Below are 12,322 nucleotides of genomic sequence, written 5' to 3'. Positions count from 1 at the left end.
TTTTCAGTATTTCGAGAGCGTGCGTGCGGCCTGCAATCCGAGCGGAGCCATGCGTGCCGAGAAGGCTTCGGGTTTCCATTCGGACAGCGAGCCTGCGATGTGGATGGCGGCGACGGGCGCCCCGGTGCGGTCAAGGATGGGAAAACCCATGGCGATTTCGCTCGACAGGATCTGGCTCGTGGCAAGCGCGAAGCCGTTTTCGCGGGTCAACGCAACCTGTGCCATGGTGTCCTCTACTTCTGTGATTGTATGGGGTGTGAAAGGACGGCGGTCGGACCGGTTGAGAATTTCGCGCGCATGGCTCTCTCGCAGGTGTGACAGGATTGCCCAGCCGCCTGCACTGCAAAAAACAGGGACGCTGTGCCCAACAATCGAGGCATTGAAGGTCTGGCGCTTGGTCTGAAGGCGGATGGCATAAATGACGCGCAGATCGTCAAACAGCGACAGATCGATCCGCTCGCGCGCCTCGGAACGCAATTCCTGGAGCACCGGCATGGCCTCACGCACCACAGGATTAAGGCGCAGATAATCAAGCGTATGATCGAGAATGCGCAGACCGGGGCGGAAGCCGTGACCGTCTACGTCGCGTTCGATGTAGTTGAGCGCACGCAGGGTGTGGACCATGCGCTGCGCCGCGCTTCGGTCAATGCCGGAGCGGGCTGCAATGTCTGAGAGGGTGAGCGGGCCGTCGGCATGGTGAAAGGCAGCAAGGACCGACATCGCCTTTTCGACCGACTGCACGAAAAGTGCGCCCGCGCGGTCTGCTTCGCTCAGGTTCCGCTTGCCGGGTTCGGCCCGTGTCGTGTTTCTTGTCATGGGGTCCCCTTCGGCCGAGAGCCATTGACTAAACGTCAACGAACACCCTACGATTTCTATACGATGCTGCCGTATTGCATTGCAATATTTTATGGTGGGGCAATGTGCAGGTATGGAAACCTGCCGCGTCTGCTGCCGAAATGGGAAAATGACATGGTAAAGCGCGTGGCGCTGGCGGGATTTCTGCATGAAACAAACACCTTTGCGCCCACGAAAGCGCGGATGGATGATTTTGTGCAGGGCGGGGGCTATATGCCGCTGGCCCGCGGCGACGCGCTTATAACGCGAGGACGCGATATCAATCTTGGGATTGGCGGTGCGGTCGCCTTTGGCGAATCGGCGGACTGGAACATGGTGCCGATCCTCTGGGCAGGAGCAATTCCCTCGGCGCATGTCTGCAAAACCGCCTACGAAAGTATCACGGATGATATTATTTCGGGCATTGTCGCCGCAGGGACGCTGGACGGGATTTTTTTGGATCTGCACGGCGCGATGGTGGCAGAACATGAGGAAGATGGCGAGGGCAGGCTACTGTCGCGGCTACGCGCGGCGGTAGGGCCTGCTGTACCGATTGCGGCCGCACTTGATCTGCATGGCAATATCACCTCCGAAATGGTCGAGGCGGCGGATGTGCTGGTGGGGTTCCGTACCTATCCGCATGTAGACATGGCCGAAACGGGCAGGCGCGCCGCGCAGCAATTGGATGCGGTCATGGCGCGCGGTGCGCCCTTTGCCAAAGCGTTTCGCCGTCTGCCGTTTCTGGTGCCGATCGCCTGGCAGAGCACACGGTCAGAACCGGGGCAGGGGCTCTATGATCTGGTTGCCCGTACGGAGAGGGGAGAAGTGGCCAGCACGTCTTTCTTTTTCGGGTTCCCTGCGGCAGATTTTCCCGGCTGCGGGCCAACTGTGGTCTGCTACGGTGAGACCCAGAGTGCAGCAAATGGTGCGGCGGATACGATCGAGCGTGCAGTGCTGGACGCAGAGCCTGCGCTGGCGGGCAAGAGTTTTGACCCCGATGCAGGGGTGATCGAGGCGATGCGGCTTGCGCGCAATGCGCGCAAGCCTGTGATCATCGCGGATACGCAGGACAACCCCGGCGCGGGGGGCGACAGCAACACAACTGGCATGCTGCGCGCGATGGTGCGGCACGGCGCCTCGGGTGCGCTCGGAATCATGGTTGATCCGGCGGCGGCGGCGGCGGCTCATGCAGCGGGGCAGGGGGGCAAAATCGAGATTTCGCTGGGCGGCCACTCTAAAATCCCTGGTGATGCGCCTTTCGAGGGGCGGTTTGTTGTTGAGGCGCTTTCAGACGGAAAGTTTATCGCCAGCGGACCGTTTTATGGTGGCGCGCCGTTGGATTTGGGACCATCGGCCTGTCTGTCGATAGGGAATGTGCGGATTGTGGTGACCAGCCACAAAGCACAGATGGCAGACCGTGAAATGTACCGCTTTGTCGGGATCGAGCCTGAGAGTGAGGCGATACTGGTCAACAAAAGCTCCGTGCATTTTCGCGCCGATTTCGACGCCATTGCCGAGACAATACTGACCTGCACCGCCCCGGGCCCGATGCCGGTGAGCCCAGCAAGTTTGCCGTTTACCAATCTTGCGCGCGGCATGCGGCTGGAGCCGCTGGGCGCAGAGTTCGACCCCGATTCAACAGAAACAAGGAGAGCCGAAACGACACACTAGACGCACGCGCAACAAAAGGGGTGTTTCAGCCCGGCGCATCACCATTCAACACTCAAGGGAGTCTCCAATGAATTTTCCGTTAAACATGAAACTAAAGCCTAAGGGTCTGACCGGTCTGCTGCGCGGCACGATGTTTGCCGCAACCGTAGCGAGCCTTGCAATGATGGCCGGGATGGCCGATGCGCAGACCCTGCGCGCAGTGAAACACTCGGATTTGCGGGTGCTGGACCCGATTTTGACCACCGCCTACATGAGCCGCAACCACGGCTACATGATTTTTGACACGCTCTATGCACTGGACGAAAACCTAGCGCCGCAGCCGCAGATGGTGGACACTCATACGGTGTCAGAAGACGGGCTGACATATACTTTCACGCTGCGCGACGGGCTGATGTTCCACGACGGCGCACCGGTGACAGGCGCGGATGTGGCCGCGTCGATTGCGCGCTGGGGCGAACGCGACGGCATGGGGCAGGTCTTGATGTCCTTCGTCGACAGCATGGATCAGGGCGGATCGCCGAATGAGTTCGTGATCAACCTCAAGCAGCCCTATGGCCTTGTGATTGACAGTCTGGCCAAACCATCGTCGAACGTTCCTTTCATTATGCCTAAGCGTCTGGCCGAAACGCCTTCGACCGAAGCGATCCCCGAGCAGATCGGATCCGGCCCGTTCAAATGGGTCGCTGATGAGTATCAGCCGGGTGTGCGCGCGGTCTACGAAAAGAACGAGGATTATGTGCCACGCAGCGAGCCAGCAAGCTTTGCCGCAGGTGGCAAGGTGGTCAAGGTGGATCGCGTCGAATGGGTTGTGATGCCTGATGACCAGACGGCGTTCAACGCACTGCAAGCCGGAGAGATCGACTATTGGGAGAGCCCACCATCCGATCTTCTGCCAATTCTTGAGGCGAACCCGGATGTCACGGTCAAAAACCTCAATGCACTTGGGATGCAGACGATCATGCGGCCCAACACGCTGAACGCACCGATGGATGACGTGCGCATCCGCCAGGCGGCGATTGCCTCGGTCAACCAAAAGGACGTTCTGGATGCGCTCGTCGGCAACCCTGAGCTTTATAACCTCTGTGGTGCGATGTTCGTGTGCAACACCCCGCTGGCGTCCGATGTAGGGTCCGAAACGCTTGTAAAAGGCAACGGAATGGAGAAAGCTAAAGCGCTGCTGGCAGATGCCGGATACGACGGCACTCCCATCGTGATAATGCACCCAACCGATGTGGGCACGCTGCGCACGCAGCCGGTGGTCGTGGCACAGGCCATGCGGGACGCGGGCTTTGTCGTGGATCTGCAGGCCATGGACTGGCAGACGCTTGTGGGCAAGCGCGCAAGTCAGGCGTCGATTGCTGATGGGGGCTGGCACATGTTCATGACCAACTGGGTGGGGGCTGACGTCTTCAACCCGCTGGTCAACAACATGGTCAACGGCAAGGGCCCAGATGGTGGCTGGTTCGGCTGGCCCGATGTGCCGAAGCTCGAAGAACTGCGCACGGCCTATGCCACTGCGCCAACGCTCGAAGAGCAGCAGAGCCTTGCAGAGGAGATCCAGAAGATCGCCTATGAACAAGGGGTGTATGCGCCGATCGGCCAGTACTTTGTGCCAAGCGCCTGGTCCAACAACATTGAAGGCGTGCTTGACGCGCCAGCGCCATTGTTCTGGAATATCTCGAAGAACTAATGCGCCCTCCGGCCCCGTGCATAAAGTGCGGGGCCGGTATTCTTTTCATGTGAAAGGCCCGGCAGATGGTCCTCTATATCGTGCAGCGTATTCTGGCCGCGATCCCGGTGATGGGTTTCGTGGCTCTTTTTGTGTTCCTGCTATTGCGGCTGACACCGGGCGATCCGGCGGCCATCATCGCGGGTGACACCGCTACGCCCGACCAACTTGACGCAATCCGCGAGTCTCTTGGCCTGAACGAGCCCTTGTTCGTGCAGTTCTTTTCCTGGATCGGGCAATTGTTGCAGGGCGATTTTGGTACTTCGATCTTGTCTGGCAAACCCGTACTGGAGCTGATTGCCGACCGGATGGAACCGACGATCAGCCTGGCACTGACCACAATCATCCTGTCTGTGCTGATCGCTGTGCCGCTCGGCGTGATTGCCGCGTGGAAGCAGGGCACGCTTATTGACCGCTTCGTGATGCTTTTGTCGGTGTTGGGGTTTTCCGTGCCCGTCTTTGTGATTGGCTATCTGATGATTTCGGCCTTTTCGATGCAGCTGGGATGGTTCCCGGTGCAGGGGTTCAAGCCACTTGGCGAAGGGGTGGGGCAATTCTTCCATCGAATTGCATTACCAACCTTCACGTTGACGCTGCTTTATATCGCGTTGATTGCGCGTATCACGCGCACTTCAATGCTGGAAATTCTGGGGGACGATTACGTGCGCACGGCCCGCGCCAAGGGTCTGCCAGAGCGCAAGGTGCTCATGCGCCACGCGTTGCGCAACTGTTCGGTGCCAATCATCACGGTCATCGGAATCGGGTTCGCGCTGATCATCTCGGGGGTTGTCGTAACTGAAAGTGTTTTTAACCTGCCTGGACTGGGGCGGCTGACCGTTGATGCGGTGCTGAGCCGGGATTACCCGGTCATTCAGGCTGTGATCCTGTTGGCCTCGCTCATCTACGTCGTGATCAACCTGTTGATCGATATCGCCTATGTACTGCTTGACCCGAGGATCCGTTACGCATGACCGATCAGACTGTTGCAAATATTGCCCCGCCCGACCGCCCCTCGGCGCTGTCGCGGGTGCGTGAGATCGTCTTTTCCAGCCCGCTGGTGTTTATCGCCACAGTCGTTCTGGCCTTGATCGCGCTGTCGGCGCTGTTCGCGCCCTGGGTGGTGCCGCATGATCCGGTGCGGCTGCAGCCTGCGGTGCGCCTGAAGCCGCCAAGCGATACATTCTGGTTGGGTACGGATGCCTTTGGGCGGGATCTGTTTTCGCGGATCATTACCGGCGGGCAGATCTCTCTGGTTGTGGGGGTGCTGGCGGCGATTTGCGCAGTGCTCTTTGGCCTGCTTTTGGGCTTGTTTGCGGGCTATATCCGCTGGGTCGACGCGGTTCTGATGCGCATGGTTGACGGTCTGATGGCGATCCCGTCGATCCTCCTGGCCATCGCGATCGTTTCGCTTTGGGGGGCGAGCCTGTGGACTGTGCTGGTGGCGATCACCATACCCGAGGTGCCCCGGGTTGTGCGTCTGGTGCGTTCGCTGGTGCTGTCGGCCCGCGAGGAACCTTATGTTGAGGCCGCGATCGCGGCAGGCACGCCAACCTGGCTGATCATGCGCCGGCACCTTGTGCCCAACACGCTGGCACCACTGATCATTCAGGGAACTTACATTTGCGCCAGCGCAATCTTAACCGAGGCGATCCTCAGCTTTCTTGGTGCGGGGATAAACCCAGAAACCCCAAGTTGGGGGAACATTATGGCTGAGGGCCGCATCTACTTCCAAATCAATCCCGGCATCGTGCTGTGGCCCGGTCTCGTGGTGTCGGTGGCGATCCTGTCGATCAATCTTTTGGGGGATGCGGTACGCGACGCGCTGGATCCACGCATGGCAAAGCGGGGGATCGAAAGATGAGCCTTCTAGAAATCAACGATCTACGCATTGCACTGAATGGTGAGCATGACAAACAGGTGGTCAAGGGTCTGAACCTGAGCATAGAGCCCGGCCAGACCATGTGTCTGGTGGGCGAAAGCGGCTCTGGCAAATCGCTGACCGCGCTGGCGGCAATGGGTTTGCTGCCGCCGGTGCTGAAACCTATTTCCGGAACGATCAACCTCAAGGGCGAGGACATGTTGAAGGCATCTGCATCGCGCATGCGTGAGTTGCGAGCGGTGTCGATGTCGATGATCTTTCAGGAGCCAATGACCGCGCTGAACCCTGTGGCACGGGTGGGCCAACAGATCGAGGAGGTGCTGGAGTTTCATTCCAGCATGTCCAAATCCGCCCGCGCCAAACGCGCGAAAGAGATGATGGAAGCGGTACACCTGCCCGACGTGGATAAGATGTACCGCAGTTTTCCGCACCAGCTGTCTGGCGGGCAGCGCCAGCGGATCATGATCGCAATGGCGCTGGTGATGCGCCCCCAGTTGTTGATCGCGGATGAGCCGACGACGGCGCTGGATGTTACGACACAGGCACAGATCCTCAGTCTTATTCGTGAGCTGCGCGAGGATCAAGGCGCGGCGGTGTTGTTCATCACCCATGATATGGGCGTCGTCAGCGAGATTGCAGATGACGTGACCGTGTTGAAGCTGGGCGAGGTGATGGAGACACAAAGCGTCGACAACCTGCTGCGCCACCCGCAAACCGACTACACCCGCGATCTGTTGCAATCAGTGCCCAGCCAGGTGCCGCGATTGGCGCGGGCGCAGACCTCAGACAATATTGTGCTGGCGACGCAGGATCTCAACAAGACCTACGGCGGCGGAGGGTGGTTCAGCCGGGGCCGCGAGGTGAAGGCAGCCCAGGACGTAAGCATTCATCTCAACAAAGGGCGCACGTTGGGGATTGTCGGAGAAAGCGGCTCTGGCAAAACAACAGTGGCGCGCTGTATCATGCGGCTGATTGATCCAACCTCGGGCAAGGTCATGGTGGACGGCACAGACATCGCTACCATGTCGCAGAAAGAGCTGAAGCCCCACCGCAAGGATATCCAGATCGTATTTCAGGATCCGATGCGCTCGCTTAATCCACGTATCGAAGTGGGGCAGTCAATCATCGAGGGGCCGCTGAATTTTGGCACGCCGCGTCACGAGGCACTGGCGCGCGCGCGCGAGCTGTTGGAGCTGGTGGGGCTGCCGGCAAGCGCAGTAGACCGTTTCCCACATCAGTTCTCTGGTGGGCAGCGTCAGCGCATCGCAATCGCACGCGCGCTGGCGATGGATCCCGATGTGCTGGTTGCAGATGAGGCAGTGAGCGCGCTCGATGTATCCGTTCAAGCGCAAGTGCTTGATCTGCTGGCCGAGCTGCAGGAACGGCTTGGACTGGGGATTCTCTTTATCACCCATGATCTGGGCGTCGCGGCACAGATTTGCGACGATGTGCTGGTAATGCAGTACGGGCAGGTTGTTGAATACGGCCCCGCAGCACAGGTGCTCGGCGCACCTAAGCAGGACTACACCAAGGCACTTATTGCCGCCGCCCCTGGGCGCCACTGGGATTTTGCGAACTTTCGCCCCTTTGCCGAGATGGCTGATTAGTTCAGGAGAACTCCATGACCCTTCCGCCGGTCATCGAGGCGCATACCGACGCGCTGACCGAAATTTTCAAGGACCGACACGCACATCCGGAACTGGGCTTTGAAGACCGTTGCGGCACGGATGAGCCCGCGACCGGGCCTGAAGATTTCGCCGATATACCGCAGGTCGTGCCAGGCGCCGCCTATTCCCGGGTGGGCCACGCGGCCACCGCGGGGCTGCACGATCTGGCTTTCACCCTTGATACCCCAAATCTGCCGATGGGCGCGTCGATCATGGCGCGCATCGTTGAGCGGCGTCTGACTGCCTGAGGAGAGAATGAGATGAATCCGTTGCAATTGCCTTTTGATACCGAAGACATGTTGGCCGGTCTGCGCCCCTGGATTGAGTGCGAAAGCCCGACCCATGATGCGGCAGCTGTAAACCGCATGATGGATATCGCTGCCTTCGATCTGGCCACATTGGGCGCCAAGGTCGAGCGGCTCCCCGGCCGCATGGGCTTTGGCGGATCGGTGCGGGCGCGGCTCCCGCATCCCGATCAAGGTCGTGTGCCCGGCATCCTGATTGCGGGCCATATGGACACGGTGCATCCGATCGGCACGCTCGAGGTGCTGCCGTTCCGCCGCGAGGGCAACCTCTGCTATGGGCCGGGCCTGATGGACATGAAAGGGGGCAATTACATCAGCCTCGAGGCGATCCGCCAGCTGATGCGCGCGGGGCTCGAAACACCGCTGCCTGTTACGGTGCTGTTTACCCCCGACGAAGAAGTCGGCACGCCCTCGACCCGCGACCTGATCGAGGCGGAAGCAGCACGTCACGCCTATGTGCTGGTGCCAGAGCCTGGCCACGACGACGGTGGCGTGACCATTGGGCGTTACGCCATCGCGCGGTTTAACCTGCGTACGGTCGGCGCACCCAGCCACGCGGGGGCGCGGCTGTCGGATGGTAAATCCGCCATCGCAGCCATGGCGCGCCGCATCATCGAGATCGAGGACATGACTGGCCCGGACTGCACTTTCAGCGTCGGTGTAATCCATGCGGGCCAATGGGTGAACTGTGTCTCATCGTCTTGTGACGCCGAGGCGCTGAGCATGGCCAAAAAACAAGAGGATCTCGACGAAGGTGTGGCCCGGATGCTGGCCTTGCAAAGTGAACGGGATGGCGTCACCTTTGAAGTGACGCGCGGTGTGACCCGCCCCGTCTGGAAGCCGGATACCCCTGGCACGGCAAAGATATTCGAGATCGCAAAGAGTATCGCATCGGAGCTGGGGTTCGAGATGACGGGCCGCAGTCAGGGCGGTGGGTCGGATGGCAATTTCACCGGTGCAATGGGCATCCCGACGTTGGATTCGCTAGGGGTACGTGGGGCAGGGCTGCACACGCTCAACGAACATATTCAGGTGGACAGCCTGGTAGAGCGGGCGCGTCTGATGGCTGGTTTGCTGATGCGATTGCAGTAAAATCCGACTGGGGGGATGAGAGGCAAAAAGCTTACTGGCCTTGTCAGAGCAAATTTGCTTGAACGCGGCGGTGAGTAAGTCCTGTCGCATTCTCCGAAGCAATTTGCCAGGCACCCAAACCATCTGTGTCTGACTTAGTTGCCGGGAGTCGACCTGTTGAAAAGGATTGCGCCTCAGGCGCCTGGCGCAATGGAGCCAGTCGGGACAAATGATCAGGGGGAAATAAATATGAAACAGACATTGGCCGAATTGATTGCAGCGCAGGACAAAAGCGCGCCTGCGATCGGGGCAACGGGGCGCGCGTGGCTGAGCTTTGGCGGCCTTGGCGCGCAGGCCGCGCAGGTGGCCGATGCTCTCCACGCCGCTGGTATAGGTCGCGGCGACCGGGTGGCAATCGTCCTGCCCAACGGGCCCGAAATGGCCGCAGCCTTTGTCACCGTGGCAGGGGTCGCAACAACCTGCCCGCTGAACCCTGGTTACAAGGAGGATGAGTTTTCCTTCTACCTCAAGGACCTCAAGGCGAAGGCAATCATCCTGGCCGACGGTGAGACCGGTCCGGCGCATGCTGCCGCAAAGGGGCTGGACCTGTCGATCATACGCCTTGCCTTTGATCCGAAACAGCCCGCGGGTGTCTTTACCCTGACAGTTGAAGAGGCTGCTGGAGAGGCGGACCGCGGGGCGCCCGGGCCGGATGACGTGGCACTAATCCTACACACCTCGGGCACCACGTCGCGGCCCAAGATCGTGCCGCTCTTGCAGTCGAATCTCGCCGCCTCGGCGCTGAACATCGGCACTTCACTGGCGCTCACCCCGGATGACCGATGCATGAACGTGATGCCGCTTTTCCATATTCATGGTCTGATCGCGGCCGTCTCCTCATCGCTCGCCAGCGGCGGGTCGGTCTGGTGCGCACCGGGTTTCAACGCCATGAAATTCTTTGGTTGGTTGGAAGAGGCGCAGCCAACCTGGTACACCGCTGTGCCAACCATGCACCAGACCATCCTCGCCCGCGCGAAAAGGAATGCTGAGACCATTGCGGAGGTACCGCTGCGTTTCCTGCGCTCCTCCTCCGCATCTCTGCCGGGACCGGTGATGGAGGCCTTGGCCGATGTATTCGGCGCCCCCGTGATCGAGGCCTACGGCATGACCGAAGCGACCCACCAGATGACATCAAACCCTTTGCCGCCCCGCGCGCAGAAGCCCGGTGCCGTGGGTGTGGAGGCGGGGCCGCTGGTACGGACCGCGCACGAGGTCGAGAACCGGTTGGTCGAGGGTCTGGGCGAGGTGGTAATCTCTGGCCCCAACGTGACACTGGGCTACGAGGGCAACCCGGAGGCAAATGCCATGAACTTCTTCGAAGCGGAGGGCCGCCGGTGGTTCCGCACGGGCGATCAGGGCACCTTCGACGCCGAGGGCTATTTGACCCTCACCGGCCGTCTGAAGGAGATCATCAACCGCGGCGGAGAGAAGGTTAGCCCGCTGGAGGTTGATGGGTTAATTTCTGAGCACCCCGCCATCGCACAGGTCGTGACCTTCGCGCTGCCGCACCCCAAGCTTGGTGAAGAGGTGGCTGTGGCTGTGGTTCTGAAAGAGGGTCAGACAGCCACGGAAGCGGAAATCCGCACCTTCGCAGGCGAGCGGCTGGCGGACTTCAAGGTGCCGCGCAAGGTTGTGATCCTGGAAGAGATCCCCAAGGGTGCAACCGGCAAACTGCAGCGGATCGGCCTGGCCGAGAAGCTGGGACTGGCAGAGGAAACCTAGGCACATGAAAATCTGCATATTCGGCGCGGGCGCGATCGGTGGCTATTTGGGCGCGAAGTTGGCCGAGGCGGGCGCGGAGGTGAGCCTTGTTGCGCGGGGCCCCCATCTCGCAGCAATCAAGAAGAACGGTCTCAGCCTTATCGAAGGCGATGAGACAAAGACCTTTTCAGTTAAGGCGGCGGAAGACCCAGCAGAACTGGGTATTCAGGATTACGTCATCGTCACGCTCAAAGCCCATTCCGTGCCTCCGGTGGTTGGCAAGATGCAGCCGCTGATTGGACCGGAGACAACCATCGTCTCGGGCGTGAACGGTGTGCCCTGGTGGTACTTTCACAAGATCGGCGGCCCACTGGAGGGGACCCGACTGGAAACCGTCGACCCGGGCGATGCCCAGTGGAACGGATTCGGCCCGGACCGGGTGCTGGGCTGTGTCGTCTATCCGGCTGCGGAGGTCACCGAACCGGGCGTCGTCAAGCACATCGAGGGGAACCGCTTTTCCCTGGGCGAACCCGACGGGTCTAAGTCTGAACGGGTGCTGGCCCTCTCCAAGGCCCTGGGGGCCGCAGGCCTGAGGGCGCCCGTGCGCCCCCGGCTGCGAGATGAAATTTGGGTAAAGCTATGGGGGAACATGTCATTCAACCCCATTTCGGCCCTCACACATGCAACACTGGACGTGCTCTGCACCGATCTTGGGACACGAGAGGTTGCGCGGAAGATGATGCTGGAGGCGCAGCAGGTCGCCGAGACGCTGGGGGTAAAGTTCCCCATCGATGTCGAACGCCGCATTGACGGGGGTGCCGCGGTGGGGGCACACCGCACCTCGATGCTGCAGGACCTTGATGCGGGGCGGCAGATGGAGATCGACGCGCTTCTGGGGTCGGTGCAGGAACTTGGCGGTGTGACAGAGACGCCCACACCGACCATCGACACCGTTCTGTCACTGATCAAACTGCGTGCCCGTGTGGCGGGGCTTTACTCTTAATCGAGGTCGACCCAGCCTCTTTTGCATCCCTTCTCCCGCAAGAGCGGAGCGACGCCATTGGACCGCAAATTGAAAACTATCATGGTTGGCGAAGATGATTTTGTCAGATTTACTTCTAATGCGAGGAGCGGGGCGGGTGCGTAGCGTTTCGCTATGATCAAACCTGCCTCCTTCAAATACTTCAACACCAGCTCCGAGATCATCCGCCTGGCGATGATGTGTACATCCGGCTCCCACTTTCGCTTTGGAGCGTCGAAGACCTGCTGCACGAATGCGGGATTGATGTCAGCCACGAAACGGTCCGCGACCGGTGGAACCGGTTCGGGTCAATGTTCGCCTCAGAAATCCGTCTCAACTGAACGCCATGAAAGTGTTTTCGGTATCAACTCCTAAAGAAGTCTT

General features: G+C 60.2%; 10 protein-coding genes and 1 pseudogene. 10 read left to right on the top strand and 1 reads right to left on the bottom strand.

Going from position 1 to position 12,322, the window contains the following annotated elements:
- Window positions 1–3: 3 nt before the first annotated feature.
- Window positions 4–816, bottom strand: coding sequence for an IclR family transcriptional regulator (locus GV827_RS15360; RefSeq protein ID WP_164354700.1), 813 nt, complete (start codon window positions 814–816; stop codon window positions 4–6).
- A 102-nt stretch (window positions 817–918) separates the two neighbouring features.
- On the opposite strand from GV827_RS15360, the gene GV827_RS15355 reads away from it, so the two are divergent.
- From GV827_RS15355 to GV827_RS23620, 10 genes and pseudogenes are all read left to right on the top strand, one after another.
- Window positions 919–2,505 carry a M81 family metallopeptidase gene (locus GV827_RS15355; protein WP_235930379.1) on the top strand — a complete coding sequence of 529 codons (1,587 nt, stop codon included), beginning with the start codon at window positions 919–921 and terminating at the stop codon, window positions 2,503–2,505.
- A gap of 67 nt (window positions 2,506–2,572) precedes the next feature.
- Window positions 2,573–4,195: an ABC transporter substrate-binding protein gene (locus GV827_RS15350; protein WP_235930378.1), complete on the top strand. Its 1,623-nt coding sequence runs from the start codon at window positions 2,573–2,575 to the stop codon at window positions 4,193–4,195.
- Window positions 4,196–4,260: 65 nt separating this feature from the next.
- Window positions 4,261–5,205, top strand: a complete 945-nt coding sequence (locus tag GV827_RS15345) for an ABC transporter permease (RefSeq protein WP_164354699.1) — start codon at window positions 4,261–4,263, stop codon at window positions 5,203–5,205.
- The gene (locus GV827_RS15340; RefSeq protein WP_164354698.1) at window positions 5,202–6,095 is read left to right on the top strand and encodes an ABC transporter permease; all 894 of its coding nucleotides are present in this window, start codon (window positions 5,202–5,204) and stop codon (window positions 6,093–6,095) included. The genes GV827_RS15345 and GV827_RS15340 overlap by 4 nt, the downstream gene beginning before the upstream one ends.
- Entirely contained in the window at window positions 6,092–7,720 is a 1,629-nt protein-coding gene (locus GV827_RS15335) for an ABC transporter ATP-binding protein (RefSeq protein WP_164354697.1), read from the top strand. The genes GV827_RS15340 and GV827_RS15335 overlap by 4 nt, the downstream gene beginning before the upstream one ends.
- Window positions 7,721–7,734: 14 nt before the next feature.
- Window positions 7,735–8,028: a zinc-binding metallopeptidase family protein gene (locus tag GV827_RS23425; RefSeq protein WP_204325916.1), complete on the top strand. Its 294-nt coding sequence runs from the start codon at window positions 7,735–7,737 to the stop codon at window positions 8,026–8,028.
- A gap of 12 nt (window positions 8,029–8,040) precedes the next feature.
- Entirely contained in the window at window positions 8,041–9,177 is a 1,137-nt protein-coding gene (locus GV827_RS15325) for a M20/M25/M40 family metallo-hydrolase (RefSeq protein WP_164354696.1), read from the top strand.
- Window positions 9,178–9,405: 228 nt separating this feature from the next.
- A complete protein-coding gene (locus GV827_RS15320) occupies window positions 9,406–10,938 on the top strand; it encodes an acyl--CoA ligase (RefSeq protein WP_164354695.1) in 1,533 nt (510 codons plus the stop codon).
- Window positions 10,939–10,942: 4 nt separating this feature from the next.
- The gene (locus tag GV827_RS15315; RefSeq protein WP_164354694.1) at window positions 10,943–11,920 is read left to right on the top strand and encodes a 2-dehydropantoate 2-reductase; all 978 of its coding nucleotides are present in this window, start codon (window positions 10,943–10,945) and stop codon (window positions 11,918–11,920) included.
- A 153-nt stretch (window positions 11,921–12,073) separates the two neighbouring features.
- A pseudogene (locus GV827_RS23620) lies at window positions 12,074–12,270 on the top strand (IS6 family transposase); the annotation flags it as partial.
- Window positions 12,271–12,322: the final 52 nt, after the last annotated feature.

Origin of the sequence: Sulfitobacter sediminilitoris (assembly GCF_010667575.1) — a bacterium.
In the GTDB taxonomy this organism is placed as follows: Bacteria; Pseudomonadota; Alphaproteobacteria; order Rhodobacterales; family Rhodobacteraceae; genus Sulfitobacter; species Sulfitobacter sediminilitoris.
The sequence above is the reverse complement of the archived record's forward strand: the minus strand, read 5'-3'. Positions and strand labels throughout refer to the sequence as shown.